This window comes from Pseudomonas morbosilactucae (genome assembly GCF_023241715.1).
Taxonomy (GTDB): Bacteria; Pseudomonadota; Gammaproteobacteria; order Pseudomonadales; family Pseudomonadaceae; genus Aquipseudomonas; species Aquipseudomonas morbosilactucae.
On record NZ_JALQCW010000036.1, the window covers coordinates 99,551 to 124,780 of the forward strand.

A 25,230-nucleotide genomic window follows, 5' to 3' on the forward strand; every position below is an offset into this window, starting at 1 on the left:
GACCATGGCGCTTGATCCGACCACAATAAATCCAAAAAGACTGCGGTAATCGTTATGAGTAAAGCGGATGCCTTCACCCAGGCCGGGAAGACCGCGGTGTTGCAGAACATCCACGGGACCATGCAGTTCCTACAGCGCTTCCCGCCTTTCAACCAAATGGAAAACGCCCACCTGGCGTACCTGGTAGAACAATGCCAGCTGCGTTTCTATGGCCCCGGCGAGAGCATCATCAAGCCCGCCGACGGCCCGGTTGAACACTTCTACATCGTCAAGCAGGGCCGGGTGGTGGGCGAGCGCCCCCACAGTGCCAAGGGCGGCACCGAAACCACCTTCGAAATCACCACCGGCGAGTGCTTCCCCCTGGCGGCATTGCTGGGCGAGCGGGCCACCCGCACCGAACACTTGGCGGCCGAGGACACCTTCTGCCTGCAACTAAACAAGCTGGCCTTTATCAAGCTGTTCGCCCTCTCTGGGGAATTCCGCGACTTCGCCCTGCGCGGGGTCAGCAGCCTGCTGGACCAGGTCAACCAGCAAGTCCAGCAAAAGGCCGTGGAAACCCTCGGCACCCAGTATTCCCTGAACACCCGTCTCGGCGAGTTGGCCATGCGCCACCCAGTGACCTGCAACCCCTCCACGCCCCTGCGCGAAGCCGTGACTCTGATGCACGAGCAGCAAGTGGGCAGCATCGTGGTGGTGGATGCCCACAAGGCGCCGATCGGCATCTTCACCCTGCGCGACCTGCGCCAAGTGGTGGCGGACGGCACCCAGGACTTCAACCAGCCCATCGAACGGCACATGACCCAAGCGCCGTTCTTCCTCAGCCCGGACCACAGCGCCTTCGATGCGGCGATCGCCATGACCCAGCGGCACATCGCCCACGTCTGTCTGGTCAAGGATCAGCGCCTGTGCGGCGTGGTTTCGGAGCGTGATCTGTTTTCCCTGCAACGTGTGGACCTGGTGCACCTGGCCCGGACCATTCGCCATGCGCCACGCATCGACAACCTGGTGGCCCTGCGCGGCGAGATTGGCCAACTGGTGGAGCGCATGCTGGCCCACGGTGCGTCCTCGACCCAGATCACCCACATCATCACCCTGCTCAACGACCACACCGTGTGCCGGGTGATCGAACTGACCCTGGCCGACAAGGGTGACCCCGGGGTGCCCTTCAGTTGGTTGTGCTTTGGCAGCGAAGGCCGCCGCGAGCAGACCCTGCACACCGACCAGGACAACGGCATCCTCTTCGACGCCCGGGACGCTGCCCATGCAGCCGAAATCCGCGGCAAGCTGCTGCCCCTGGCCCAGCAGATCAACCAGAGCCTGGCGCTGTGCGGCTTCACCCTGTGCAAGGGCAATATCATGGCCAGCAACCCCGAGCTGTGCCTGTCTCGCGCCGAATGGGCCCGACGCTTTGCCGCCTTTATTCGCGAGGCCACCCCGGAAAACCTGTTGGGCTCGAGCATCTATTTCGACCTGCGGGTGGTCTGGGGCGACGAGCGCGGCTGTGAACAACTGCGCCAGGGCATCCTCGATCAGGTCGCCGACAACCGCTTGTTCCAACGCATGCTGGCCGAGAACGCCTTGCGTCAGCGCCCGCCGGTGGGGCGCTTCCGCGATTTCGTCCTGGAGAAGAAAAATGGTGGGAAAGCCACGCTGGACCTGAAAGTCCAGGGCCTGACCCCCTTCGTCGACGGCGCCCGGCTGCTGGCCCTGGCCAACGGCATCGGTGCCAACAACACCCTGGAGCGCCTGCGCCAACTGGTGGCCAAGGAAGTGATCGAGGCCCTGGACGGCGCGGCGTATGAAGAGGCTTACCACTTTATCCAGCAGACCCGCATGCAACAGCATCAGCGCCAGACGCGGGAGAACCTGCCGTACTCCAACCGCGTCGACCCGGACAGCCTCAACCACCTGGACCGGCGCATCCTGCGCGAATCCCTGCGCCAGGCCCAGCGCCTGCAAAGCAGCCTGGCCCTGCGGTACCAGTTATGAGCCTGTTTACCTGGCTACGCCCCGCCGGCGCACTGCTGACCGCCGAGCAGCAACAGCGCCGCGAACGCCTGCGTGAAGCCGCGCCCCTGGGCGAGTGCAGCCTGCGCGAACAACGCTGGGTGGTGGTGGACGTGGAAACCACCGGCCTGAACCTCAATCGCGACCTGGTGCTGTCCATCGGCGCGGTGGTGATCGAGGATGGCGCCATCGACTTCAGCCAGCAGTTTGAACGCACCTTGCAGCGCAACGGCCAAAAACTGAGCCCCAGCGTGCTGATCCACGGCCTGGGGCCCAGCGCCATCGCCGCCGGTTGCGACCCCGCCCAGGCCTTGCTGGACTTCATGGAGTTCGTCGGCGACAGCCCGTTGCTGGCCTTCCACGCGCCCTTCGACCAACACATGCTCGGCCGGGCGCTCAAGGACAGCCTGGGCTATCGCTTGCAGCACCCCTTCCTCGACGTTGCCGACATGGCGCCGCTGCTCTGCCCCCAGGCGAACATTCGCGAAGCCGGCCTGGATGACTGGATCGGCTGGTTCAAACTGCAGGTGGGCGAGCGCCATCACGCCGCTGCCGACGCCCTGGCCACCGCAGAACTGGCGCTGATTCTGTTCAGCCGCGCCCGCCAGCAGCAGATCCACAGCCCGCTGAACCTGCAACAGCGCCTCAGCCAGTGGAAACGCCGCCAACACGCCCCCACGTTCTAACCCCGAACGCCGCGCCGCCTGGGCAACCGACCAGCGTCAATTGCGCGGCTGTTTCGCCTCTGCCACAATCGCGAATAATTCTCGTTAGTTTCAACTTCCTCATTGGTGATACCCGTTGCCGTCAGCCCAAAGCCCACACAACGAACTAGTTGGTGCGTTGTATCGCGACCATCGTGGTTGGCTATTGGCCTGGCTGCGCCGCAACATGGCGTGCCCGCAACGGGCCGAAGACCTGAGCCAGGACACTTTCGTGCGCTTGCTGAACCGCGAGCAGGCACCCAGCCCGCGCGAGCCGCGGGCGTTCTTGCTGGCCATCGCCAAGGGCTTGTTGTTCGACCACTTCCGCCGCGCCGCCCTGGAGCAGGCCTACCTCAATGAACTGCTGCTAATTCCCGAGCACCAGCATCCGTCGCCGGAAGAGCAGCAACTGATCCTCGAAGACCTCAAGGCCATCGACCGCCTGCTGGGCAAGCTCTCGAGCAAAGCCCGGGCGGCCTTCCTGTACAACCGTCTGGACGGCCTGAGCCACGCCGAAATCGCCGAGCGCCTGGGCGTCTCGGTGCCCCGGGTGCGCCAGTACCTGGCCCAGGGCATCCGCCAGTGCTACATCGCGCTGTATGGCGAGCCGCTATGAAGCCCATCAGTTCCAAGCCGGTGTCGGCCCGGGTGCTGGACGCGGCAATTGCCTGGCAACTGTCCCTGGATTCCGGCGACGGCAGCAGCGTGGAGCGCGAAGAGTTCGCCAAGTGGCACGCTGCCGATGAGGAACACGCCCGCGCCTGGCGCCAATTGGGCATGCTCGACCAGCGTTTCAGCGTGGCTTCGGGGCCGGCCCGCGCCGCACTGCTGCAATCGCGCGAAGGCATTCGCCGCCAAGTGCGCAAGCTCGGCAGCGGCCTGGCCAGCGTGGTCGTGGTGCTCGGGCTGGCGCTGATGGTCGGCGACCGCTACCTGCCACTGGATTACTGGCTGGCCGACCAGCGCACCGCCACCGGCGAGCAACGCACCCTGCGCCTGAGCGACGGCACCGTGGTCAACCTCAACACCCACAGTGCCCTGGATGTGCGCTTCGATGACAAACAGCGACGCATCGTGCTCCAGGAGGGGGAAATCCTCATCGAGACCGGGCACAACGATGCGCGGCCATTTATCGTCGAAACCCGCGAAGGACGGATGCGCGCCCTGGGCACGCGATTCCTGGTCAAACGCGAAGACCAGGGCACCCGCCTCAGCGTGATCAAATCCGCTGTCGCCGCGCAGCCGCACACCCCGGCACAGGAACAGATCGTCAAGGAAGGCCAGCAGGTGCTGATTCACAGCGACGGCCTGGGCCCGCTATTGGCCCTCAACGCCGACGCCGACGCCTGGACCCGCGGCATGCTGGTGGTGGACAACGCCCGCCTCGGCGATCTGATCCAGGAACTGGGCCGCTACCGCCGCGGCTACCTGGGCGTGGCCCCGGAAATCGCCGACCTGCGTATCACCGGCAGCTTCCCGCTGCACGACACCGACCTGGCCTTGAGCGCGCTGCTGCCGACCTTGCCAGTGCGCCTGGAACAGCACACGCCGTGGTGGGTCACCGTGCAGGCCAAGGCCCCCGCCCAGCCCTGAATGCATCGCCCAGCCGGCGCCTCTCGCAGGCGCTGGCAGGGCGCCGGGCTCGGCAGATACAACCCGCCAGCGGGCTGATAAAAATTATTTTCATTCAGCCCTATCACTTTCTCGATCTCGTACGGCATGGAGGCAATTGCGAAACATTTCCATTCAGGAGCCGCCGTATGTCCCGCCCGCTTGACACCCTGCTGCGCCCCAGCCTGCTGGCCGTAGCCATTGCCCTGTGCGCCCCCTTGGCCAGTTCCCCGCTGCTGGCGCCGAGCAGGCTTCCAGCGTGCGCGCCTACAACCTGCCGGCGGCGCCCCTGGCCAGCACCCTCAACCGTATCGCCAGCCAGGCCGGCGTGGCCCTGAGCCTCAACCCGTCCCTCGCGGCCGGCAAGACCTCGGCCCCGGTCAACGGCCAGTTCGACGCCATCGGCGCCCTGCACGAAGCCCTGCGCGGCTCGGGTCTGCAACTGGAACAAGGCAGCGCCGGCACCTACACCCTGGCGCCGATCCCGGAGGGCGTGATGGCCCTGCCAGAAACCAGCATCACCGGGCAACAGGCGTTCGAAAGCGCCTGGGGACCGGCGGATGGCTACCTCGCCACCCGCACCGCCGCCGGGACCAAGACCGATACGCCCATCGCCGAACTGCCACGCTCGGTCTCGGTCATCACCCGCGAACAAATGGACGATCGCCCGGTGCTCAGCCTCAACGACGCACTGCGCTACACCGCCGGTGTGCAAAGCAGTGGCTACGGCTCCGACTCGCGCAACGACTGGTTGCTGGTACGAGGCTTCGTGCCGACGCAATTCCTCGATGGTTTGCCATTGCCCCGAGGCACTTACGTCACGCCGAAGATCGAGCCCTGGAACCTTGAACGCATCGCGGTACTGCGCGGTCCGGCCTCTTCGGTTTATGGCCAGACCCCGCCAGGCGGCCTGCTGGACATGGTCAGCCGCCGCCCCCAGGAACAAAGCAGCCATGAAATCGAAGTCCAGGCCGGCAGCAACGAACACAAGCAGATCAACTTCGACAGCACCGGCAAGATCGATGATGAAGGCCAGCTCCTGTACCGCGTCAGCGGCACCGTACGCGACAGCAATGCGCCGGTGGACCACATCCCGGACAAGCGCTACAACATCGCTCCCAGCCTGACCTGGAACATCAACGACGACACCAAGCTGACGTTTCTCTCGCAGTACACCCGCGACGATACCGGCATCACCGGGCAGTTCCTGCCGCTGCAAGGCACCAAACTGAGCAGCCCGGCCGGCAAGATCTCCCATCACAAAAATCTCGGCGATCCGGATTGGGAGTTCTACGATCGGACCTACTACTCCCTGGGCTACGCCTTCGAAACCCGCCTGAACGACACCTGGCAGTTCCACCAGAACCTGCGCTACACCAAGAACGAACTGAACTTCCAGGGCATCACCGCCGGTGGCCAAATCTGGCCGGCAGGTCCTGATCAGGCCGTCAGCGCCGACGGCACCGTGCAACGTACCGCCGGCAAGGTCGACGAGAACATCGGCCAGATCGCTGTCGACAACAACTTCCAGGCCGACTTCCAGACCGGCGCAGTGAGCCATACCGTGCTGCTGGGCCTGGACCACCAGCGCTCCGACAATGACTCTCGCTGGCTCTGGGGCTCGGCCGGGGTACCGGCCAGCAACATCAACAACCCGGTGTATGGCCAGGACTTCTCCAAGGTCCAGTACTTCACCATGTATGACTACAACCAGAAAATTCAGCAAACCGGGCTCTATGCCCAGGATCAGATGTCCCTGGACAACTGGCGCCTGACCCTCGGCGGTCGTGAAGACTGGGTGCATGCCGCTACCACCTTCCACAACTTGCAGGACGCCACCAGCACCCAGCGCAACAAGCAGTTCAGCGGCAATGCCGCCCTGAGCTACGTCTTTGACAGCGGCGTAACGCCCTACCTCTCCTACGCGGAGTCCTTCCAACCCACCAATGGCGCCCCCACCAACAAGCTCGATGCCTTCAAACCCACCACCGGCCAACAGTACGAAGTGGGGGTCAAGTACCAGCCACCTGGAAGCAAAACCCTGCTCAGCGCGGCCGTGTTCGACCTGACCCAGGAAAACATGTCGGTCACCGAAGCCAACATCACCCGTCAAGTGGGTGAGGTACGCGTACGCGGCCTGGAACTGGAAGCCACTGCGGACGTGACCAACAACCTCAAGCTGGTGAGCTCCTACACCTACAACGACAGCGAGATTGTCAAAGGCACTGCTGCCGAGAAAGGCAAGCGCATGGCCCAAGTACCGCGCAACCAGGCCACCACCTGGGCCGACTACACCTGGCACGAGGGGGCACTGGACGGTTTCGGTGTGGGTGCGGGCGTACGCTATGTCGGCGACACCTACGGCAACACCACCAACACCGACTGGGGGCATGTGGGCTCCTACACCGTGTATGACGCCTCGGCGCATTACGACCTGGGTCGCGTGAACAGCACGCTCAAAGGCGTCACGGTGGCACTGGATGCGAAGAACATCTTCAACAAGGATTACCTCTCCACCTGCGACGGCTTTTACTGCTACTACGGCGATCAGCGCAACGTTGTCGCCAGCGTCAAATACAAATTCTAAGAAGGGATAACCCTCGCCAAAGGGCCGCCTCAAACGCGGCCCTTTGGCCTTTGGAGCCGTGATGAGAAGCACCACTATCCGCCGCTGGTCCCTGGTCCACACCTGGAGCAGCCTGATCTGTACGGTCTTTCTGTTGATGCTGGCCCTGACCGGCCTGCCGCTGATTTTCCACCATGAAATCGACCATCTGCTGGGCGATGCCGCCGAGCTCAAGGTACTGCCCGCCGACACCCCGCACCTGGACCTGCAACAGCTGGTGCGCGCCGCCGAGGCCCATCGTCCGGGTGAGGTCATGCAGTACTTCGGCTGGGACGCAGACGAGCCCAACGGCGTGGTGGCGATCATGGCCAAGACTGCCGGCACCGAGCCCAATTCGTCCCACACCTTCATGCTCGACGCCCGCACCGGCGAGGCCGTGGCCATGCCTTCGGCCAACGGCGGCCTGATGATGGTCATGCTGCGCCTGCACGTGGACCTGTTCGCCGGGCTGCCGGGCAAGCTGCTGCTGGCCTTCATGGGGCTTCTGTTTGTACTGGCGATTGTCTCCGGCACAGTGCTCTACCTGCCGTTTATGCGCCGCCTGGATTTCGCCACCGTGCGCCGGGACAAATCCACCCGCCTGCGCTGGCTCGACCTACACAACCTGATCGGCGTGGTGACCCTGACTTGGGCCCTGGTGGTGGGCGTGACCGGGGTCGTCAGCGCCTGCGCCGACCTGCTGATCGCTGCCTGGCGCAACGATGCCCTCAGCGCCATGATCGCGCCCTACCAGGATGCCCCGCCCCTGACCCGGCTGGCCCCCGCCAGCCGCCTACTGGAAATTGCCGAAGCGACGACGCCAGGCATGCAGGCGGACTTTATCGCCTTCCCCGGCACGCGCTTTTCCAGCGAGCACCACTACGCGGTGTTCATGAAAGGCAGCACCCACCTGACGTCGCACCTGCTGACCCCGGTGCTGATCGACGCCAGCACCCTGGAGATCACCGCCGTGGCCGAGCGCCCTTGGTACATGGACGCCATGGGCCTGTCCCAGCCCCTGCACTTTGGCGACTACGGCGGCCTGCCGATGCAGGTGCTGTGGGCGGCGCTGGATGTGTTGACCATCATCGTCCTGGGCAGCGGTCTGTACCTGTGGGTCGTCCGCCGGCGTGGGGCCAAACCGGCCGCAGCACAGGTGCTGCCATGAAGCCCCGGGCCTCGAATTTCTGGAAGGTCTTCGGCACCCCGGCCTGGTTGGCGTTGCTCACCGCAGCCGGGTTGTTTGCCGCACTGCTAGGGGACGGGATCTGGGACAGCCTGAGCTGGATCGGCCTCGGGCTGCCGACCCTGATCGCCTTGCGCGGGCTACTCAGCGGTTACCGGGGACGCTAGCGCAACGTCGGGGAAAGCGCAGCAGCATATGAAATGACAGCCCCAGGCCCAGCAGGATGGCCGGGGCGAACCTGAGGTTCTCCAGCACCGCGCCGGCGGCGATCAACACGCCAACGCCGACCAACAACAGCAATGGCAGGTAACTCAGCGCCAACCCCCAATGCAGGCCACGGCTCACCCCATGGCGGGCACGCAGCCATAACGCCAGGGCCCCGGCCGCCAACACCAGCCACGCCAGAGGCAGCCAGGTACGGGCCAGCCAGGTGAAGACCATCAGGTACTCCGGCGTACCCTCGCCATGACGCCGCCATTCCACTTGCAACGCCAGATACACCGCAGCACTGCCCAAGGCCAGCAAGACCTGGGTGACCCACACATGTTGCATATAACGCCTGCGCATCCTGCTCTCCTTGAAGCCTCGTTGAGGGGCGGCAGCAGGATACTGAATCCGCCGCTGTGGCGTCGGCCCGGCTCTGGGATAAGATCCCCGGGTGCCCCCGCCCCCTTCGAGGAATGTCCATGTCCACCCCCAGCATGACGCTGTTCCACAACCCCGCCTCACCCTATGTGCGCAAAGTCATGGTGCTGCTGCACGAGACCGGGCAATTGAATCGCGTGGCCCTGGTCAACAGCCAACTGAGCCCGGTCAGCCCGGACGCCGAACTGATCAAGGACAACCCCCTGGGCAAGATTCCCGCCCTGCGCCTGGCCGACGGCAACGTACTTTACGACAGCCGGGTGATTGTCGAGTACCTGGACCAGCAACACGTGGGTAACCCGCTGATCCCCCGTGAGGGCTCGTCCCGCTGGCGGCGCCTGACCCTGGCGGCACTGGCCGACGGCATTCTCGACTCGGCGGTGCTGATCCGTTACGAAGTGGCCCTGCGTGCCCCGGAGAAACACTGGGACCTGTGGCTCGACGGTCAGCGCGACAAGATCCGTCGCGCCCTGGCCGAGCTTGAGGCCGAGGCCATTGCCGAACTGGCCTGCCACTTCGATGTGGCCTCCATTGGCGTGGCCAGCGCCCTGGGTTACCTGGACTTCCGCCACCCGGACCTGAACTGGCGCGAGGCCCAGCCGCAACTGGCCGCCTGGTACGCCGAAGTCAGTCAACGCCCCTCGATGCTCGCCACCCAGCCTGCGGTGTGACGCCGTTGGTCGCCGGCCGCCGCTGCCCGTCAGGGGCCGGCCGGCGATCAAGCCACAACAGGTCCACCGGGAACAAGCCGCCAATCCGTTGCGCCAATACCTCGCCCAGCCGTTGATCCTCACGCAAGCCCAGTGACCGGCTCATTGCACCGCCCCCAGCTCGAATTGCAGCGGTTTCTCGCCCTTGTCCTGGCCAATGCCGTACCAGTCCAGCTTACGGGTCAGCACCATAAACACCCCGAGCAGGCCAAACAGCAGCAGCGAGCCCATCAGCAGCGCGTAATCCTCGGCACTGAGCAAGCCATACAGCAGGCCGTACAAGGCCGCCAACGCCAGCGCAAACCCGGTGCCTTTCCCGGCGCTGTGCAACACATGGCTGACGTAGAAGCCGATCAGCACCACACAGCCGCTGGCGGACAACAGGTAGGCCAGGGCAAAGCCCAGGTGCTCCGACAACGACAGCAGCAACAGGTAGAAGAACGCCAGGGCCACCCCCACCAGAGCGTATTGCACCGGGTGCACCGCCAGGCTCTTGAGCACTTCGAACAGGAAGAAGCCGGCGAAGGTCAGGCCGATAAACAGTAGGGCGTATTTGATCGCACGGTCGCTTTTCAGGTACTGGTCCACAGGGTCGATAAAGCTCACGCCAAAGCTGCGGCCATGGAAGTCGCCGCACTTCTGGCTGGTGACGCAGCGGTCCATCGCCTGTTCCAGGTTGGTGGAGAAAAACGAGGTCTGCCAAGTCGCCGAAAAGCCGCGGTCGGTGACTTCACGCTCGGTCGGCAGGTAGTTGCCGATAAAGCTCGGGTGCGGCCAGTTGGCGCCCAGTTGCACCTTGCTGGTCTTGCCCACCGGGACCACCTCCAGTTGACCGGTGCCTTGCAGGCGCAGGTCGAAACCGAAGTCCAACTGGGTCACCTTCTTCACATCCAGGGGCGGCAACATGGCGTGCACGCCTTCGTCCAGCCAACTGACGTAAGTGCCCGGGGCAAAATCCAGGGTCTGGCCATTGAGTTGCAGCTTGAGGGCGTTCTCGATGCCGCGGATGTCGCTGATGCCCACTGCCAGGAAGGGCGGGTCGAACTGGTAATCAGCAAAGTCTTCCTTGATGCCGTACTGCTCGGGAACAGCGAAGTAACCGCTGATATGGCTGTCGGCGTGGAACAGCCGCGCCTCGTAGATGCCCCGCGCCCGCAGTTCGGTCTGGGCCTGGCCATTGAGTTCGAAATGCTCGGGCAGGAAAAACAGGCGCCCTTCCACCTCAGTATTTTCCTGGTAGCGTTTATTGGTTTTTTCGTTGGTCTTCCAGACGCGCACGGTCTTGCGATAGTCCACCACCAGCACCGGGCCGGTGAGTTGCTGGCTACCGCTGGAGCTGCGGGCGATGTCTTCCAGCACGCCGTCACGCAGTTGCTGACGCTCCTGGATCAGCCCGCCGATCATCAGCAGCGGCACCAGCAACAACAGGATCAAAAGGGCAATAGCCCCGAGTTTCAAGGCCAGACTGCGGTGGTTCATGGGGTTCTCTCCCTGTTCTGATGGGAGAAAGTCTGGGGCGTCGCTGTGGGGGTTTTATGAGGGCTGTGTGGAGACTCTGTGGAGAACGCCCACCGATCAAGGTAGGCGCAAGGTCACCAGCACCCCATCCGGCACATTGCCGATGCTCATCTGGCCGCCGTGCAACTGCACCACCTCGGCAACGAAATTGAGCCCCAACCCGGTGCTTTTGCGTCCACTGTCGGGCCGTGGCAGGGAGTAGAAACGCTCGCACAGGCGCGGCAGGGCGTAGTCGGGAATAGCCTCGGCCTGGTTGAACAGGGAGAACACCCGCTCATCGCCCTCACGCTCGGCGCCGATGCGCAGCAGGCCGTGCTGCGGGGTGAAATCCAGGGCGTTCTCCAGCAGGTTGCCCAGGGCCTGGCGCAGCAGGAACGGCTCGCCGTTGAGCGCCAGGTCCGGGGCGATCTGCTGCTCGATGCGCAACTGCTTGCGCTGGATGCGCGCGGCCTGGCCATCGAGCAGCTCTTTGAGCAGGGGCGCCAAGGGCACCGCCACCCGTTCTTCCAGGCCCTGGCGCTGCTCGACCTGGGCCAGGTTCAACAGACGCTCGATCAACTGCTGCATGCGCGCACTTTCGCTGTCGATATTGCCGACAAAGCGCTGCCGCTGTTCCACCGGCATCTCGCTTTGCAGCAGCTCGGCCGCGCCGCGAATCGCCGCCAGCGGGCTCTTCAATTCATGGGTCAGGGTGTGTACGTAGCGCTCCACATAGGCCTTGCCCTCCAACTGGGTACGCATGTGCTCCACCGCCGTGGACAACTGCTCCAACTCGCCGCCGCGATAATGGGGCAACTCGGCGCGCCGACCTTCGCTGACCGCCTGGGCATAGGCCGTCAGGCGCCGCAAGGCTGCGCTGAGCCACCAGGACAACAGGCCGCCGAACAGCAGGCCGAGGCCGATCACCCCGGCGCCGTACCAGATCAAGCGCCGCTGGGTGCGGTCCACATAGGGCTGCAACGAGCTGTTGGGCTTGGCCACGGTGACCACGCCAATGATCTTGCCGTTGTCACGGATCGGCGCACCGACGTGCATCACCGACGAGTCCGGGTCTTCGGCCACGGCCCGGGTAGAACGGGCGCCGTACTGGCCGCGCAAAGTCAGGTACACATCGTTCCAGCGCGAATAGTCCTGGCCCACGGCGACGCCGCTGGAATCCAGCACCACCTTGCCTTGGGCGTCGGTCACGTAAATACGGTGGTTGACCTGGTTCTTCGGCAACCCCCAGATGGTCGCCGCCGGCTGGCGCTCGCCATAGGCATGCAGCAACTGGGGCCAGCGGTTTTCGTTGAGGGTCCCGGCCTTGAAGTCGTCCCGCAGGATCTCCGCCATCAGGTTGGCGGTGTCCACCAGGGTTTCTTCGGTGGACTGGCGCACCCCTGGGCGGATTTCCTCCATCACCGTGTTGAGCACGAAGTAGCTGGTCAGGCCGACAAACAGCACATAGACCAGGAAAATCCGTACGCCCAATGGCATCAGCTGTTCACCGGACTGTAGCTGTAGCCCAGGCCTCGATGGGTCTGGATCGGCTCGGCGCTGGCCGCCACTGCCCGCAGCTTGGCCCGCAGGCTCTTGATGTGGCTGTCGATATTGCGCTCGTAACCGACGTCGGCGGCCACCCCCAGGGCGTCCAGCAACTGCTCGCGACTGAACACCCGTTCGGGCTGCTCCAGCAGGCTCTGCAACAAACGAAATTCGTGACGGGTCAGGCTCAGGGGCTGGCCGCGGTAGCTGATCTGCACCCGCTCCGGGTCGATGACAAACAAGGGCGCAGCCTCGCTGGTCCGCGGGCCCATGCGCTTGAGGATGGCCTTGACCCGTGCCGCCACTTCCCGGGGGCTGAAGGGCTTGACCACATAATCGTCAGCGCCGATCTCCAGGCCGACCACGCGGTCGATCTCGCCATCCCGGGCACTGAGGAACATCACCGGCACTTCGCTGAAGCGCCGCAACTGCTTGCAGGTCTCGAAGCCGCTGATGTCCGGCAAGCCGATGTCGAGAATGATCAGGTCCGCCGGCGTCGCCCGCTGGTGGTCCAACGCCGCCTGGCCCAGGCTCAGCCAGGTGGTGCTGAAACCCTCACCCTGCAGGGCAAAAATCAGCGTATCGGCAATCGCCGCTTCGTCTTCGACAATCAGGATATGGGGCATGGCATCCGAGCACAGAGGTTAAGTGCGGGAAAGGTGCCGGATGCCTCAGGCGCCGTCAATCAGCAGTCGGGCTTGTCCGCCGTATAGCGTCGAGCCGGGTTCACCGCGGCGCCAAACTCGCGCAGGGCCTTGGCGCCGATCAGCAACGGGTAGTTGAAGCCGCTGCGGTCGGTGAGGTTGACCTCCACAGTGCGCTTGACGTTGCCCAGGCACATTTCCAGGTCCACCACCGGGCGTTTGGCCGCCTGCGGTTCTTCGCTGTCTTCGTCTTCATCGGCGCGGCTCTTGATCTTGCTGATGCGCGCCACTTTGTGTTCGTAGACCTTGTTGTCGGCCCCCTTGGTGGCCAGGCGGAAACGCACCCAATCCTCACCGTCGCGGGTAAAGGTCTCGATGTCCTTGGCCGACAGCGACGCGGTCAGGGCGCCGGTGTCCATCTTGGCCTTGAGGGTTTCGCCGATTTCCGGCAACTGAATGTATTCGTAGCGCCCGTACAGCGTGGGCTCGGCGGCCATGACCGGCAGCGCGAGAAGGGACAGCAAAGCCAGGACGGATTTCACGTGAGGGGGTTCCTTGGAAAGTGGGCAGCGGTTTTTTAGACCGCTTCCGGGCAATGGGTTCAACGTACAGAGTGGGCAAAAGCATAACTGTATATAAGTGAAACATTCGTCAGCACTTGGGCATTTGGCCTCTGCACCCAAGCTGCTTATGATTGCCCGTCCAAACGTTTGCCAAGAGTTGCTTATGCGCCGCCTGCTCACCGGCTGTTTCGTCACCCTGCTGCTCCTGCTCAACACCCTGGTGCTGTTCGGCCCACTGATGGTGTTTGCCCTGCTCAAGCTGGTCCTGCCCGGGCGCTGGCGCGATAACGCCTCAAGGGCTGTGATGTGGATCGCCGAAACCTGGGCCGAGATCGACAAACTGATCTTCGCCCGGTGCATCCCCACGCAATGGGACATTCGTGGCGGCGAAGGCCTGCGGGTCAACACTTCGTACCTGGTGGTCAGCAACCACCAATCCTGGGTGGACATCCCGGCGCTGATCCAGGCCCTCAACCGGCGCACCCCGTTCTTCAAGTTCTTCCTCAAGCGCGAGCTGATCTGGGTGCCGTTCCTGGGCCTGGCCTGGTGGGCCCTGGACTACCCCTTCATGAAGCGCTACAGCAAGGCCTTCCTGGCCAGGCACCCGGAGCTGCGCGGCAAGGACCTGGAAATCACCCAGGCCGCCTGCGAGCTGTTCAAGCGCCAGCCAGTGACCGTGGTCAACTACCTGGAAGGCACCCGTTTCACCCCGATAAAACGCCAGCAACAGGGCTCCCCCTTCAGCTACCTGCTCAAGCCCAAGGCGGGCGGCGTAGCCTTTGTATTGGCCGCCATGGGCCAACAGCTGGACGCGATTCTCGACGTCACCGTGGTCTATCCGCAGCAGAAGATTCCGGGGTTCTGGGACCTGATCAGCGGCGCGGTGCCCAAGGTGATCATCGACATTCACACCCGTGAACTGGACCCGGCGTTGTGGCAGGGGGATTACGAAAACGATCCGGCGTTTCGCCAACACGTCCAGAACTGGGTCAACCAGCTCTGGACCGAGAAGGACCGACGCATTGCCCATCTGCGTGGCGAGCAGGGCTGATCAGCTGCCGGTGCCCCAGATACCGCCCAGGCTTTGCAGCAACGAACCACCAACACCCTGCTGCCCCAGGTACTGCAGGATCAACGGAGCGAATTGGCCGATCATGCCGCTGTCCATGCCCAAGGCGCCGAAGGTGTTGTTCAGGTCGCTGGTGGTTTTCACATTGCCCAGCAAACCGTCGAGGGCCGGGGACTTGGCGGAATCACCCAACAACCCTCCCAAACCGCCAAGCCCGCTCAGGGCATTGTTGCCCGCCAACTGGTCCAACCCCGGCACGCTCTTGGCCAACTGCGCGTAGTCGGTGGAGCTCAACTGGTTCTTCGCCAGGCCCAACATGGCACCGGCACCGCCGACCGCCTGCTCGGGGCTGATCTTCAATTGCGACCCCAGGCTATCCAGCAGGCCGGCCGTTTCAGGGGTGGTGGCGGCCTCCCCGGCCTTGTTGCCCTGGGCACCGGCAATGGCCCCGGCCACGTCCCCCAGGCTGAACCCGGCCAACACTGGGCCCGCGGCCAAGGTCATCAGTGAAGCCAGTAGCAAACCGCGTGAAATCTTCATCGAAGCAACCTCAGTGGACCTGTCGCCATCCTCGACAGTGGGATGGAAAACAGCGTTTTGACTGATCGGCCCGGTGAATGTTCCGGTCGTCCGTCGGCGCTGCATCCAGAGGCCCGAGGGCAACGTATAGGCCATGCCCTGGAGGATATTCCCGATGAATGGAACAACCGCGCACCCTGAACTAATCTCTGCCAGCCGGCCTTGCAAACCGGTGCCTTGCGCTCACCGCTGGTTTGTTTGGAGAACGCTTATTTCCGCCCTCGATCCCGATCATCTCAGGCAACTGCTGGCCCAATGTGCCCTGGGCGACCGCCGCGCCTTCGAGAGCCTGTACCGCAGCGTCGCCCCACGCCTGCACGGCGTGGCCTTGCGCTTCATGGGCCGCCACGACCTGGCCGAAGACGTGCTGCAGGAAAGCTTCATACGGATCTGGAACAACGCCTCGCGCTACCAGGCCCACCTCTCGGCACCGCTGACCTGGATGACCCACATCCTGCGCAATCAAGCCATCGACCAGTTGCGCAAACACCGCGAGCGACCCTTGACCGAGCGGGAAGAACAACTGCCCGACGAGGGCCCCTCCGCCCACGAACTGCTGGACAGCGCCCGCCAGGCCCAGGCCCTGAACCGTTGCCTGGACAGCCTGGAGGGCATGCAACGCCAGTCGATCAGCGTCGCCTACTTCCAGGGCCTGTCCTGCTCGGAGCTGGCCGACCACCTGGCGTCGCCCCTGGGCTCGGTCAAGTCGTGGATCCGCCGGGGCATGGAACGCCTGCGCAGGTGCCTTGAATCATGAACTACCAGACGCCCAGCCGACGCCGCGCCCTCGCTGCCGATTACGCCATCGGCCTGATGCAGGGGGCCGCGCGCCGACGCTTCGAACAGCTGCTGCTGGACGACGGGGCCCTGCGTGAAGAACTGGCGAAATGGCAGGAGAGCCTCGCCAGCCTGACCGAAACCCTGCCGGAGCAGGACGTGCCGGGCCATGTGTGGGACGGCATCCAGGCTCGTATTGAGCCTCAGGTCCTGCACTTGCCGAAAAAGAATCCGCTGTGGATGCGCCTGCGCCTGGCGATTGCCGCCTGCGCCGTGCTGGCGACCCTGTACATCGGTTTTATCCAGCAGAGCGACCAGGTGCGCTACAGCGCCACCCTACTCAGCGCCAGCCAGGAACCGGCGCTGCGCATCCAGGCCCATGCCCAATACCTGCAAGTCGAGCCATTGACCCTGGCGACAGTGGGCCTGGACCGCAGCCTGGAGCTGTGGGCGATCCCGGCCGATGGCCAACCGATTTCCCTGGGCGTGGTGCCCATGGGCGGCAAGGGCCGGATCAACCTGAGCCAGGCCCAGCGCGACCTGCTGGGCACCCCCATCGCCCTCGCCGTGAGCCTCGAACCCCATGGCGGCTCACCCAGCGGCCAGCCCACCGGGCCGGTGTTGTACCAAGGGCAATTGGCGGCGCTGTAACCGCCGCCTGCGCCTGTAGGCGCTGGCTTGCCAGCGAAGCAACCCACGCTAAACTCCCCTGCCCACTCACAAACAGGGTCTGCGTCAGCCTCAAGCGGCCGAACCAGCCCCCTGCATTTTCCGGCGTTTCAAGTGAATCGATCCCCTACAAGAACAGCCCTCTACGGCTGCATCGCCCTGGCCTTGGCCGTCTCTATCGCCATCTGGACCATCGGCCGCCCCATCGACAGCAACCTGTGCTCAGGTGCAGACCGTGCCCCTGGCCCACTGACCGAAGTCATCAGCCAATACTTCAAGGACACCCACGGCGCCGACTGGCAAGAGGAGATCAGCTCACTGATCATTCTCGGCGTGCCGTCAGCCCAGGCGCTGGCCCGCCAGCCCCAGGCCCACTACTGCGAAGCCCTGGGCCTGCTGGAGAGCCCGCAACGAGCGCCCAGCGAAAAGTTTCACACCGCCGTCCTGATGCTCTCACTGCCCATCGACTACTACCTCGACTTCATGGACCGCAGTCACGAGCTGTATCAGCGTGGGCTCATTGATCGATCAGTCCTGAGCATGGTGCTTCTCCCCAGAAGCACGGCGCTGAATTACTGGTGGCTGCCTCAGTGGCGGTCGCGCTTCCAACGGGATGCGCCAGGCATTTTCAGCGAGGCCCATGTGAAGGAGATCCTGAGTGGAGAACACTGGTTCGACTACCCGGGCCGAGGCTACTGACGGCCCCTCGTCAGCCGCTACCCTCTGATCGCCTGACACTGCACATTGCAACAATGAAAAAGGGCGACCCGTGGGTCGCCCTTTCCTTCTATCGCCTCAAGCCTCAGGCGGCGCTGAACAGTTTGTGCGGGTCGATGACGAATTTCTTCGGTACACCGGCATCGAACTCACCGTAACCACGCGGCGCGTCGTCCAGGCTGATGACCTGCACCCCGACCACTTCGGCGATGTTGATGCGGTCCCACATGATCGCCTGCATCAACTGGCGGTTGTACTTCATCACCGGGGTCTGGCCGGTATGGAAGCTGTGGGATTTGGCCCAACCCAGGCCGAAACGAATGCTCAGGCTGCCGATCTTCGCCGCGGCATCCACGGCGCCCGGGTCTTCGGTGACGTACAGGCCGGGAATACCGATCTTGCCCGCCACCCGCACCACGCCCATCAGGGAGTTGAGCACCGTGGCCGGGGCTTCGTGCTGGGCACCGGAATGGCCATGGCCGCGGGCTTCGAAGCCCACCGCATCCACCGCGCAATCGACTTCCGGCTCGCCCAGCAGGGCGGCGATCTGTTCGTGCAGCGGAGTGTCCTGGGACAGGTCGGCGATTTCAAAGCCCTGGGCCTTGGCATGGGCCAGGCGCACCGGGTTGACGTCACCAATGATCACCACCGCCGCCCCCAGCAGACGCGCCGAGGCCGCAGCCGCCAGGCCCACCGGGCCGGCACCGGCCACATACACCGTGCTGCCCGGCCCGACGCCGGCCGTCACTGCGCCGTGATAACCCGTAGGCAGGATGTCGGAGAGGCACGTCAGGTCGCGGATTTTCTCCATGGCCTTGTCGCGGTCCGGCAGTTTCAGCAGGTTGAAGTCGGCATAGGGCACCAGCACGTATTCGGCCTGGCCACCGGTCCAGTCGCCCATGTCGACATAACCGTAGGCACCACCGGCGCGGGCCGGGTTGACGGTCAGGCAGACCCCGGTGTGCTGCTCCTTGCAGGAACGGCAGCGCCCGCACGCCACGTTGAACGGCACCGAAACCAGGTCGCCGATCTTCAGGTTCTCGACGTCGCTGCCCTTCTCGACCACTTCGCCGGTGATTTCATGACCCAGGACCAAGCCGACCTGGGCAGTGGTACGGCCGCGCACCATGTGTTGGTCCGAGCCGCAGATGTTGGTGGAAACCACACGCAGGATCACGCCGTGCTCGATCTTCCGGCCGCGCGGGTCCTGCATTTTTGGATAGTCGATTTTCTGGACTTCGACCTTGCCATTGCCCAGATACACGACGCCACGATTACCAGACATGTCAGTCACCTCTGTAGTTGTTGTTGTGAAGAGAGTGGAAGGAGCGTCAAGCTTCAAGCGGCACGCTATGAGCCGCAAGAAGAGTGAAAACCGCTGTTACTTGTCGCTTACCGCTTGGAGCTTGCTGCTGCTCTTAAAGAACAACGGTCCTATTGGCGTTCAAGAACACCCGCCTTTCAATGTGATAACCCACGGCCCGGGCAACGTCAGGCCTTCGATATCCCGACCCTTGGCAATCAAGTCCTCGGGGTAGTGGCTGTGGTCCACCACTTCCACGCCCTGGGCGATGATCGGGCCTTCGTCCAGGTCGTTGTTGATGTAGTGAGCAGTCGCCCCCACCAGTTTCACGCCCTTGTTGTAGGCCTGGTGATAAGGCTTGGCGCCCTTGAAGCCCGGCAACAGCGAGTGATGGATATTGATCGCCTTGCCATCGAGCTTGCGGCACAGCTCCGGCGACAGCACTTGCATGTAGCGCGCAAGGATCACCAATTCCGCACCGGACTCTTCAATCACCTGCCACACCTGGCGCTCCTGGGACGGCTTGTCGTTGGGGTCGAGGGGGAAATGGTAGTAGGGAATCTGGTGCCAGTCGGCCAAAGGTTTCAAATCAGGGTGATTGGACACCACTGCCACTACGTCCATGGACAGCTGGCCGATGCGCTGGCGGTACAGCAGGTCGTTGAGGCAGTGATCGGCCTTGGATACCATGATCACTACTTTTGGCCGGTAGTTCGGTGCCGTCAGCTCGAAGTTCATGTCGAAGGCTTTGGCCCGTTCGGCCAGGCCGGTACTGAAACCCTGCTCGTCGAGGCCGTCCGGCTGGCGGAATTCCACACGAATAAAAAAACGGCCCGAGAGCCGGTCGTCGAAGGAATGGTGCTCAGTGACGTAGCAGCCCTGCTCGAACAGAAAGCGGGTCACCGCGTCCACCGTGCCGAGCACGCTGGGGCAGTCGGCGGTCAAAATCCATGTGTCGGGTGCGCGGCTCATTACGGTTAACTCCTCAAGCAACTTCAGGTGGTGCGCCCCCTGCAGGAGCTGGGCTGGTCGACGATAGCGGCCTTGAGGGCGCCATCGCCGGCAAGCCGGCTCCTACAGAGAAGCGTCACCTCATGTCAGGCTTCTACGCGCAGGCCGTATTCGGCAGCGGCGTCCTGCAACCACAACCACCAGTAATCGGAGAAGCTGCGGCGCACCAGCAGCTCCCAGGTCTCCTCGCCTGTACGGCGGATCACCAGTTGCGACTTGGCGAACACCGTGCCGATCGCCTTGCCCACCGGGAAGTTGTTGGGGTGCACGTCGTAGCTGGTGGACTTCATCAGCACCTGGCGCACGTTGGGACCGGACAGCTCAAGAATCTGCTGGCCGCCGCTGACGTTGACGATCTGAATGTGCAGGTCGCCCAGCGCCTCACGCAGTTGTTGCTCGGCAGCGAACTCGTCACCGCTCGGCACAATCAGCAGCCATTCATCCGGACCCAGCCATTGCAGGCTGGTTTCGCCTTTGACGATCACGCTCAGCGCCGCTGGCAATTCGATGCCCAGGGCCTTGTGCACGCCGGCGGCGAACGCCGGGTCATGACCGTCGCCACGGAGGGTCAGGTGGCCGAGGAGTTTCTTCTCACGCAGGGTGACACCGGCGTTCTTGCGGCCCTTGCCCACCAGGCTCGGCAGGTCGGCGTGGTGCAGCGACGACTCGGCCTTGGCCCCAGTGGTCGGGCGTTGTTGGTAAACATTGGCTGCGGTCATAAAGCACCTGTCTTGAATTCTGTGATCGTTCCCACGCTCTGCGTGGGAACGCCGCACTGGACGCTATCAAATGTTCTGGCGGTCGCCTTTCGGGTCGAAGAACACCGAGGACACAATCTCCGCCTCGATCACGCTGCCATCCGCCTGGGGCGAAAACACCCGTTCGCCGATGCGCTTCAAGCCGCCTTTGACCACACCCATGGCAAACGAATAACCCAGGGAGTTGTGCGCGTAGCTGGAGGTGACGTGGCCGACCATCTTCATCGGGATCGCCTGCTTGGCGTCGAACACCAACTGCGCGCCTTCCGGCAACCACACGGTCGGGTCGATCGGCTTCAAGCCCACCAGTTGCTTGCGTTCTTCACGCACGCAGTCTTCACGGTTCATCCCGCGCCAGCCGATCCACGAGAACGGCTTGGTACGGCCCACGCACCAGCCCATGTTCAAGTCGTCCGGGGTCATGGAACCGTCGGTGTCTTGGCCGACGATGATGAAGCCCTTCTCGGCCCGCAGTACGTGCATGGTCTCGGTGCCGTACGGCGTCAGGTTGTACTTCTTGCCGGCCTCGACGATCTGCTCCAACACGCCCATGGCGTAGTCGGCCTGGACGTTGACTTCGTACGACAGCTCGCCGGTAAACGAGATACGGAACACCCGCGCCGGCACACCGCCGACCAGGCCTTCTTTCCAGGTCATGAACGGGAAGCCGTCCTTGTCCAGGTCGATGTCGGTGACTTCACTCAGCAGCTTGCGGCTGTTAGGGCCCGACAGGGTCATGGTGGCCCAGTGGTCGGTGACCGAGGTGAAGTACACCTTGAGCTCCGGCCATTCGGTCTGCTGGTAGATCTCCAGCCACTGCAGCACGCGAGCCGCGCCGCCGGTGGTGGTGGTCATCAGGAAGTGGTTGTCGGCGAGGCAGGCGGTGACGCCGTCGTCGAAGACCATGCCGTCTTCCTTGCACATCAGGCCGTAACGGGCCTTGCCCACGTCGAGCTTGGTCCAGGCGTTGGTGTAGATGCGGTTGAGGAATTCACGGGCGTCCGGGCCCTGGATATCGATCTTGCCCAGGGTCGAGGCGTCCAGCAGGCCGACGCTGTCGCGCACCGCCAGGCATTCGCGCTTGACCGCGGCGTGCAGGTCTTCACCGTGTTTCGGGAAGTACCAAGGACGCTTCCATTGCCCGACGTCTTCGAATTCGGCGCCGTTTTTCAGGTGCCACGAATGCAGCGCGGTGAAACGTACCGGCTCGAAGATATGCCCACAGTGACGGCCAGCCACCGCGCCGAAGGTCACCGGCGTGTAGTTCGGGCGGAACATGGTGGTGCCCATCTGCGGGATGGTCACGTTCAGCGAACGGGCGGCAATCGCCAGGCCGTTGACGTTGCCGAGCTTGCCCTGATCGGTACCAAAACCCAGGGCGGTGTAGCGTTTGACGTGCTCGACCGACTCAAAACCTTCCCGGGTCGCCAGTTCGATGGCGGCGGCGGTGACATCGTTCTGCAGGTCGACAAATTGCTTGGGCGCCCGCGCCGTGCCTTTTTCGTGGGGCACCTGGAACAGCGCCAGGGTCGGCTCTTCAAGGCGGCTCAGGGCTTTGGGCAACACACCCTCTACCGCTTGGAACCCGGCTTCGCTGGCAGCGCGTACGCCCCCTTCAAAACCGTCGGCAAGGGAGTCGCCCAGGCTGTAGACACCGTTGATGCCACCGACGCACACACGTTTCTGCGGCGCCTCACCCGGTACAAAACCGAGAATGTCTTCACGCCAGACCGGCTTGCCGCCCAAGTGCGAAGCCAGGTGCACCACCGGGCTGTAGCCGCCGGAACTGGCGACCAGGTCGCAATCGAGCCATTCGCCGGGGCTGGTGACTTTATGGGCCTTGACGTCAATCGCCGCGATGCGCGCGGCGGTGACGTGCTTGCTGCCACGGGCTTCGATCACCGCACTGGAGGTGAGGATCCGGATGCCCTTGGCCCGAGCTTCTTCCACCAGGGCGCCGCGCGGGTTACTGCGGGCGTCGGCGATGGCCACCACTTGCAGGCTGGCATCGAGCCAGTCCAGGGCCACGCGGTAGGCGTGATCGTTGTTGGTGCTCAGCACCAGCTTCTTGCCCGGCGCCACGCCGTAGCGGCGCACGTAGGTGGAGACTGCGCCAGCCAGCATGTTGCCCGGCACGTCGTTGTTGCCGTAGACCAGTGGCCGCTCGTGGGTGCCGGTGGCCAGGACCACGCGCTTGGCCCGTACCCGGTGGATACGCTGGCGCACCTGGCCGATCGGGGCACGGTCACCCAGGTGGTCGGTGAGGCGCTCGTGGATGGTCAGGAAATTGTGGTCGTGGTAGCCGTTGACCGTGGCCCGAGGCAGCAGGAGCACGTCGGGCAGGGCCTGGAGTTCAGCGATCACGCTGGCCACCCATTCCGCCGCCGGCTTGCCGTCCAGGCTCTCGCGACTGTCCAGCAGGCTGCCGCCGAACTCTTCCTGTTCGTCCGCCAGGATCACCCGGGCACCGCTGCGCGCCGCGGCCAAGGCGGCGGCCAGGCCGGCAGGGCCGGCACCGACAATCAGCACGTCGCAGTGCTGGTTCATGTTGTCGTAGGTGTCCGGATCATTCTCGGTCGGCGAACGGCCGAGGCCCGCCGCCTTGCGGATGTACTTCTCGTAGGTCATCCAGAACGATTGCGGGTACATGAAGGTTTTGTAGTAGAAACCCGGCGGCATCAGCTTGCCGCCGACCTTGCCGAGGATGCCCATCATGTCGTTGTTGACGCTCGGCCAGCCGTTGGTGCTGGTGGCGACCAGACCTTGGTACAGCGCCTGTTGGGTGGCGCGCACGTTGGGGATCTGGGTGGCTTCGGTGGCGCCGATCTGCAGCACCGCGTTGGGCTCTTCACAACCGGCGGCAAAGATGCCCCGAGGCCGGGAGTACTTGAAGCTGCGACCGATGATATCCACGCCGTTGGCCAGCAAGGCGGCGGCCAGGGTGTCGCCTTCAAAGCCTTTGTAGGTCTGGCCGTTGAAGGTGAAGGTCAGGACTTTATTGCGGTCGATCCGTCCACCGTTGGACAGGCGATTGGTCTGGCTCATACCTTCTCTCCAGCAGCCTTGGCGGTGAATTGCGGCTTGCTGCCAATCTTGTAGGTTTCAAGAATTTCGTAGGTCACGGTGTCGCGGGTGGCGTTGAAATACTGACGGCAACCGGCCGCATGGATCCACAGCTCGTGGTGCAGGCCGCGGGGGTTATCGCGGAAGAACATGTAGTCGCCCCACTGCTCGTCGGTGCAGGCATTCGGGTCGAGAGGGCGCGGAATATGCGCCTGGCCGGACGAATGGAATTCCTCTTCAGAGCGCAGTTCGCCGCAGTGAGGACAGAAGATATGCAACATAGGGATTTGTCCTTTTAGTGGGCGACCGCAGCAGCGCCGTGTTCATCGATCAACGCACCGTTGTGGAAACGGTCGATGGAGAAAGGAGCGGCCAGCGGGTGCATTTCGCCCTTGGCCAGGCTCGCAGCGAATACGTTGCCCGAGCCCGGGGTGGCCTTAAAGCCGCCAGTGCCCCAACCGCAGTTGAAGAACATGTTCGGCACCGGCGTCTTGGAGATGATCGGGCAGGCGTCCGGGGTGGTGTCGACGATGCCGCCCCACTGGCGGTTCATGCGCACCCGGGACAGGACTGGGAACATCTCGACGATGGCCTGGATGGTGTGCTCGATCACCGGGTACGAACCGCGCTGGCCGTAGCCAACCCAGCCGTCGATACCGGCGCCGATCACCAGGTCGCCCTTGTCGGACTGGCTGATGTAGCCGTGCACGGCGTTGGACATGATCACGCTGTCGATAATCGGCTTGATCGGCTCCGACACCAGGGCCTGCAACGGGTGCGACTCGATCGGCAGGCGGAAGCCCGCGAGCTTGGCCATGTGCCCGGAGTTACCGGCGGTGACCACGCCGACGCGCTTGGCGCCGATAAAACCCTTGTTGGTTTCAACGCCGATGCACACGCCGTTTTCCTTGCGGAAGCCGATGACTTCGGTTTGCTGGATCAGGTCCACGCCCAGGGCATCGGCCGCACGAGCAAAGCCCCAAGCCACGGCATCGTGACGGGCCACGCCACCGCGACGTTGCACGGTAGCGCCGAGCACCGGGTAACGGGTGTTCTTCGAGCAATCCAGGTAGGGGATTTCGTCCGCCACTTGCTTGGCGTTGAGCAGTTCGCCGTCGACGCCGTTGAGGCGGTTGGCGCTGACCCGACGCTCGGAATCACGAATGTCCTGCAGGGTGTGGCACAGGTTGTAGACGCCGCGCTGGGAGAACATGACGTTGTAGTTCAGGTCCTGGGACAGACCTTCCCAGAGCTTCATCGCGTGTTCGTAGAGGTGCGCCGACTCGTCCCACAGGTAGTTGGAACGCACGATGGTGGTGTTGCGCGCGGTGTTGCCGCCGCCCAACCAGCCCTTCTCGACCACGGCGACGTTGGTGATGCCGTGCTCCTTGGCCAGGTAGTAGGCCGTGGCCAGGCCGTGCCCGCCGCCGCCGACGATGACCACGTCGTAGACTTTTTTCGGGGTCGGCGTGCGCCACATGCGCTGCCAGTTTTCATGGTGGCTGAGGGAGTGCTTGAAGAGGCCGAAGCCTGAGTAGCGTTGCATAGTCATTACTCCAAAACGGCT

The 25,230-nt window shown here is 63.8% G+C and carries 22 protein-coding genes and 2 pseudogenes; 12 read left to right on the forward strand and 12 right to left on the reverse strand.

Annotation, left to right across the window (positions count from 1 at the left end; genetic code table 11):
* The first annotated feature begins 54 nt into the window (after nucleotides 1–54).
* The 7 genes and pseudogenes from M1B34_RS16015 to M1B34_RS16045 all read left to right on the forward strand — a co-directional run bounded on the left by M1B34_RS16015 (nucleotide 55) and on the right by M1B34_RS16045 (nucleotide 8,280).
* On the forward strand, nucleotides 55–1,989 hold the full coding sequence (locus M1B34_RS16015; protein ID WP_279653324.1) for a putative nucleotidyltransferase substrate binding domain-containing protein: 1,935 nt from the start codon (nucleotides 55–57) through the stop codon (nucleotides 1,987–1,989).
* Nucleotides 1,986–2,693 carry a 3'-5' exonuclease gene (locus tag M1B34_RS16020; protein ID WP_268265617.1) on the forward strand — a complete coding sequence of 236 codons (708 nt, stop codon included), beginning with the start codon at nucleotides 1,986–1,988 and terminating at the stop codon, nucleotides 2,691–2,693. Before M1B34_RS16015 ends, M1B34_RS16020 begins: the two co-directional genes overlap by 4 nt.
* Before the next feature lie 115 nt (nucleotides 2,694–2,808).
* Nucleotides 2,809–3,327: an RNA polymerase sigma factor gene (locus M1B34_RS16025; RefSeq protein ID WP_123327512.1), complete on the forward strand. Its 519-nt coding sequence runs from the start codon at nucleotides 2,809–2,811 to the stop codon at nucleotides 3,325–3,327.
* On the forward strand, nucleotides 3,324–4,304 hold the full coding sequence (locus M1B34_RS16030) for a FecR domain-containing protein (protein ID WP_123327513.1): 981 nt from the start codon (nucleotides 3,324–3,326) through the stop codon (nucleotides 4,302–4,304). The genes M1B34_RS16025 and M1B34_RS16030 overlap by 4 nt, the downstream gene beginning before the upstream one ends.
* 167 nt (nucleotides 4,305–4,471) lie before the next feature.
* A pseudogene (locus M1B34_RS16035) lies at nucleotides 4,472–6,909 on the forward strand (TonB-dependent siderophore receptor).
* A 61-nt stretch (nucleotides 6,910–6,970) separates the two neighbouring features.
* Nucleotides 6,971–8,095, forward strand: coding sequence for a PepSY-associated TM helix domain-containing protein (locus M1B34_RS16040; RefSeq protein WP_268265618.1), 1,125 nt, complete (start codon nucleotides 6,971–6,973; stop codon nucleotides 8,093–8,095).
* Complete coding sequence (locus M1B34_RS16045) at nucleotides 8,092–8,280, forward strand: hypothetical protein (RefSeq protein WP_123327516.1); 189 nt, start codon at nucleotides 8,092–8,094, stop codon at nucleotides 8,278–8,280. The genes M1B34_RS16040 and M1B34_RS16045 overlap by 4 nt, the downstream gene beginning before the upstream one ends.
* Here M1B34_RS16045 and M1B34_RS16050 read toward each other — a convergent pair.
* A complete protein-coding gene (locus M1B34_RS16050; RefSeq protein WP_123327517.1) occupies nucleotides 8,258–8,680 on the reverse strand; it encodes a hypothetical protein in 423 nt (140 codons plus the stop codon). The two genes, M1B34_RS16045 and M1B34_RS16050, sit on opposite strands and share 23 nt — an antisense overlap.
* 119 nt (nucleotides 8,681–8,799) lie before the next feature.
* On the opposite strand from M1B34_RS16050, the gene M1B34_RS16055 reads away from it, so the two are divergent.
* Nucleotides 8,800–9,429, forward strand: coding sequence for a glutathione S-transferase (locus M1B34_RS16055; RefSeq protein ID WP_123327518.1), 630 nt, complete (start codon nucleotides 8,800–8,802; stop codon nucleotides 9,427–9,429).
* A gap of 141 nt (nucleotides 9,430–9,570) precedes the next feature.
* Here the strand turns inward: M1B34_RS16055 and creD are convergent, their stop codons facing one another.
* From creD to rloA2, 4 genes are all read right to left on the reverse strand, one after another.
* Nucleotides 9,571–10,947, reverse strand: coding sequence for a cell envelope integrity protein CreD (creD, locus tag M1B34_RS16060; protein ID WP_123327520.1), 1,377 nt, complete (start codon nucleotides 10,945–10,947; stop codon nucleotides 9,571–9,573).
* A gap of 96 nt (nucleotides 10,948–11,043) precedes the next feature.
* Nucleotides 11,044–12,462: a two-component system sensor histidine kinase CreC gene (gene creC / locus M1B34_RS16065; RefSeq protein ID WP_268265619.1), complete on the reverse strand. Its 1,419-nt coding sequence runs from the start codon at nucleotides 12,460–12,462 to the stop codon at nucleotides 11,044–11,046.
* Nucleotides 12,462–13,136 (reverse strand): two-component system response regulator CreB, encoded by a 675-nt coding sequence (creB, locus tag M1B34_RS16070; RefSeq protein WP_268265620.1) that lies wholly within the window; start codon nucleotides 13,134–13,136, stop codon nucleotides 12,462–12,464. Before creB ends, creC begins: the two co-directional genes overlap by 1 nt.
* 59 nt (nucleotides 13,137–13,195) lie before the next feature.
* A complete protein-coding gene (gene rloA2, locus M1B34_RS16075; RefSeq protein WP_268262754.1) occupies nucleotides 13,196–13,696 on the reverse strand; it encodes a retropepsin-like aspartic peptidase RloA2 in 501 nt (166 codons plus the stop codon).
* Nucleotides 13,697–13,880: 184 nt separating this feature from the next.
* Between rloA2 and M1B34_RS16080 the strand changes: the two genes are divergently transcribed.
* The gene (locus M1B34_RS16080) at nucleotides 13,881–14,768 is read left to right on the forward strand and encodes an acyltransferase (RefSeq protein ID WP_268265621.1); all 888 of its coding nucleotides are present in this window, start codon (nucleotides 13,881–13,883) and stop codon (nucleotides 14,766–14,768) included.
* Here M1B34_RS16080 and M1B34_RS16085 read toward each other — a convergent pair whose 3' ends face one another.
* The gene (locus M1B34_RS16085; protein ID WP_123327525.1) at nucleotides 14,769–15,326 is read right to left on the reverse strand and encodes a DUF2780 domain-containing protein; all 558 of its coding nucleotides are present in this window, start codon (nucleotides 15,324–15,326) and stop codon (nucleotides 14,769–14,771) included.
* 154 nt (nucleotides 15,327–15,480) lie between these two features.
* Between M1B34_RS16085 and M1B34_RS16090 the strand changes: the two genes are divergently transcribed.
* The 3 genes from M1B34_RS16090 to M1B34_RS16100 all read left to right on the forward strand — a co-directional run bounded on the left by M1B34_RS16090 (nucleotide 15,481) and on the right by M1B34_RS16100 (nucleotide 17,510).
* The gene (locus M1B34_RS16090) at nucleotides 15,481–16,122 is read left to right on the forward strand and encodes an RNA polymerase sigma factor (protein ID WP_123327526.1); all 642 of its coding nucleotides are present in this window, start codon (nucleotides 15,481–15,483) and stop codon (nucleotides 16,120–16,122) included.
* Nucleotides 16,119–16,793, forward strand: coding sequence for an anti-sigma factor (locus M1B34_RS16095; protein ID WP_268265622.1), 675 nt, complete (start codon nucleotides 16,119–16,121; stop codon nucleotides 16,791–16,793). Before M1B34_RS16090 ends, M1B34_RS16095 begins: the two co-directional genes overlap by 4 nt.
* Nucleotides 16,794–16,925: 132 nt before the next feature.
* On the forward strand, nucleotides 16,926–17,510 hold the full coding sequence (locus tag M1B34_RS16100) for a hypothetical protein (RefSeq protein ID WP_123327528.1): 585 nt from the start codon (nucleotides 16,926–16,928) through the stop codon (nucleotides 17,508–17,510).
* Between the two features lie 103 nt (nucleotides 17,511–17,613).
* Here M1B34_RS16100 and fdhA read toward each other — a convergent pair whose 3' ends face one another.
* From fdhA to M1B34_RS16130, 6 genes and pseudogenes are all read right to left on the reverse strand, one after another.
* A complete protein-coding gene (gene fdhA / locus M1B34_RS16105) occupies nucleotides 17,614–18,813 on the reverse strand; it encodes a formaldehyde dehydrogenase, glutathione-independent (RefSeq protein WP_123327529.1) in 1,200 nt (399 codons plus the stop codon).
* A gap of 133 nt (nucleotides 18,814–18,946) precedes the next feature.
* A pseudogene (gene purU / locus M1B34_RS16110) lies at nucleotides 18,947–19,803 on the reverse strand (formyltetrahydrofolate deformylase).
* Between the two features lie 125 nt (nucleotides 19,804–19,928).
* Complete coding sequence (locus M1B34_RS16115; protein ID WP_123327531.1) at nucleotides 19,929–20,561, reverse strand: sarcosine oxidase subunit gamma; 633 nt, start codon at nucleotides 20,559–20,561, stop codon at nucleotides 19,929–19,931.
* A 66-nt stretch (nucleotides 20,562–20,627) separates the two neighbouring features.
* On the reverse strand, nucleotides 20,628–23,645 hold the full coding sequence (locus M1B34_RS16120; RefSeq protein ID WP_268262748.1) for a sarcosine oxidase subunit alpha: 3,018 nt from the start codon (nucleotides 23,643–23,645) through the stop codon (nucleotides 20,628–20,630).
* On the reverse strand, nucleotides 23,642–23,944 hold the full coding sequence (locus tag M1B34_RS16125; RefSeq protein WP_123327533.1) for a sarcosine oxidase subunit delta: 303 nt from the start codon (nucleotides 23,942–23,944) through the stop codon (nucleotides 23,642–23,644). The genes M1B34_RS16120 and M1B34_RS16125 overlap by 4 nt, the downstream gene beginning before the upstream one ends.
* 14 nt (nucleotides 23,945–23,958) lie before the next feature.
* Nucleotides 23,959–25,209, reverse strand: coding sequence for a sarcosine oxidase subunit beta family protein (locus tag M1B34_RS16130; protein ID WP_123327534.1), 1,251 nt, complete (start codon nucleotides 25,207–25,209; stop codon nucleotides 23,959–23,961).
* Between the last annotated feature and the right edge of the window lie 21 nt (nucleotides 25,210–25,230).

What these genes read in the sequence shown, in the direction of transcription:
- M1B34_RS16015 (WP_279653324.1), top strand. Translation starts at nt 55, where the DNA reads ATGAGTAAAGCGGATGCCTTCACCCAGGCCGGGAAGACCGCGGTGTTG.
- M1B34_RS16020 (WP_268265617.1), top strand. Translation starts at nt 1,986, where the DNA reads ATGAGCCTGTTTACCTGGCTACGCCCCGCCGGCGCACTGCTGACCGCC.
- M1B34_RS16030 (WP_123327513.1), top strand. Translation starts at nt 3,324, where the DNA reads ATGAAGCCCATCAGTTCCAAGCCGGTGTCGGCCCGGGTGCTGGACGCG.
- M1B34_RS16040 (WP_268265618.1), top strand. Translation starts at nt 6,971, where the DNA reads ATGAGAAGCACCACTATCCGCCGCTGGTCCCTGGTCCACACCTGGAGC.
- M1B34_RS16045 (WP_123327516.1), top strand. Translation starts at nt 8,092, where the DNA reads ATGAAGCCCCGGGCCTCGAATTTCTGGAAGGTCTTCGGCACCCCGGCC.
- M1B34_RS16050 (WP_123327517.1), bottom strand. Translation starts at nt 8,680, where the DNA reads ATGCGCAGGCGTTATATGCAACATGTGTGGGTCACCCAGGTCTTGCTG.
- M1B34_RS16055 (WP_123327518.1), top strand. Translation starts at nt 8,800, where the DNA reads ATGTCCACCCCCAGCATGACGCTGTTCCACAACCCCGCCTCACCCTAT.
- creD (WP_123327520.1), bottom strand. Translation starts at nt 10,947, where the DNA reads ATGAACCACCGCAGTCTGGCCTTGAAACTCGGGGCTATTGCCCTTTTG.
- creC (WP_268265619.1), bottom strand. Translation starts at nt 12,462, where the DNA reads ATGCCATTGGGCGTACGGATTTTCCTGGTCTATGTGCTGTTTGTCGGC.
- creB (WP_268265620.1), bottom strand. Translation starts at nt 13,136, where the DNA reads ATGCCCCATATCCTGATTGTCGAAGACGAAGCGGCGATTGCCGATACG.
- M1B34_RS16080 (WP_268265621.1), top strand. Translation starts at nt 13,881, where the DNA reads ATGCGCCGCCTGCTCACCGGCTGTTTCGTCACCCTGCTGCTCCTGCTC.
- M1B34_RS16085 (WP_123327525.1), bottom strand. Translation starts at nt 15,326, where the DNA reads ATGAAGATTTCACGCGGTTTGCTACTGGCTTCACTGATGACCTTGGCC.
- M1B34_RS16090 (WP_123327526.1), top strand. Translation starts at nt 15,481, where the DNA reads ATGAATGGAACAACCGCGCACCCTGAACTAATCTCTGCCAGCCGGCCT.
- M1B34_RS16095 (WP_268265622.1), top strand. Translation starts at nt 16,119, where the DNA reads ATGAACTACCAGACGCCCAGCCGACGCCGCGCCCTCGCTGCCGATTAC.
- fdhA (WP_123327529.1), bottom strand. Translation starts at nt 18,813, where the DNA reads ATGTCTGGTAATCGTGGCGTCGTGTATCTGGGCAATGGCAAGGTCGAA.
- M1B34_RS16115 (WP_123327531.1), bottom strand. Translation starts at nt 20,561, where the DNA reads ATGACCGCAGCCAATGTTTACCAACAACGCCCGACCACTGGGGCCAAG.
- M1B34_RS16120 (WP_268262748.1), bottom strand. Translation starts at nt 23,645, where the DNA reads ATGAGCCAGACCAATCGCCTGTCCAACGGTGGACGGATCGACCGCAAT.
- M1B34_RS16125 (WP_123327533.1), bottom strand. Translation starts at nt 23,944, where the DNA reads ATGTTGCATATCTTCTGTCCTCACTGCGGCGAACTGCGCTCTGAAGAG.
- M1B34_RS16130 (WP_123327534.1), bottom strand. Translation starts at nt 25,209, where the DNA reads ATGCAACGCTACTCAGGCTTCGGCCTCTTCAAGCACTCCCTCAGCCAC.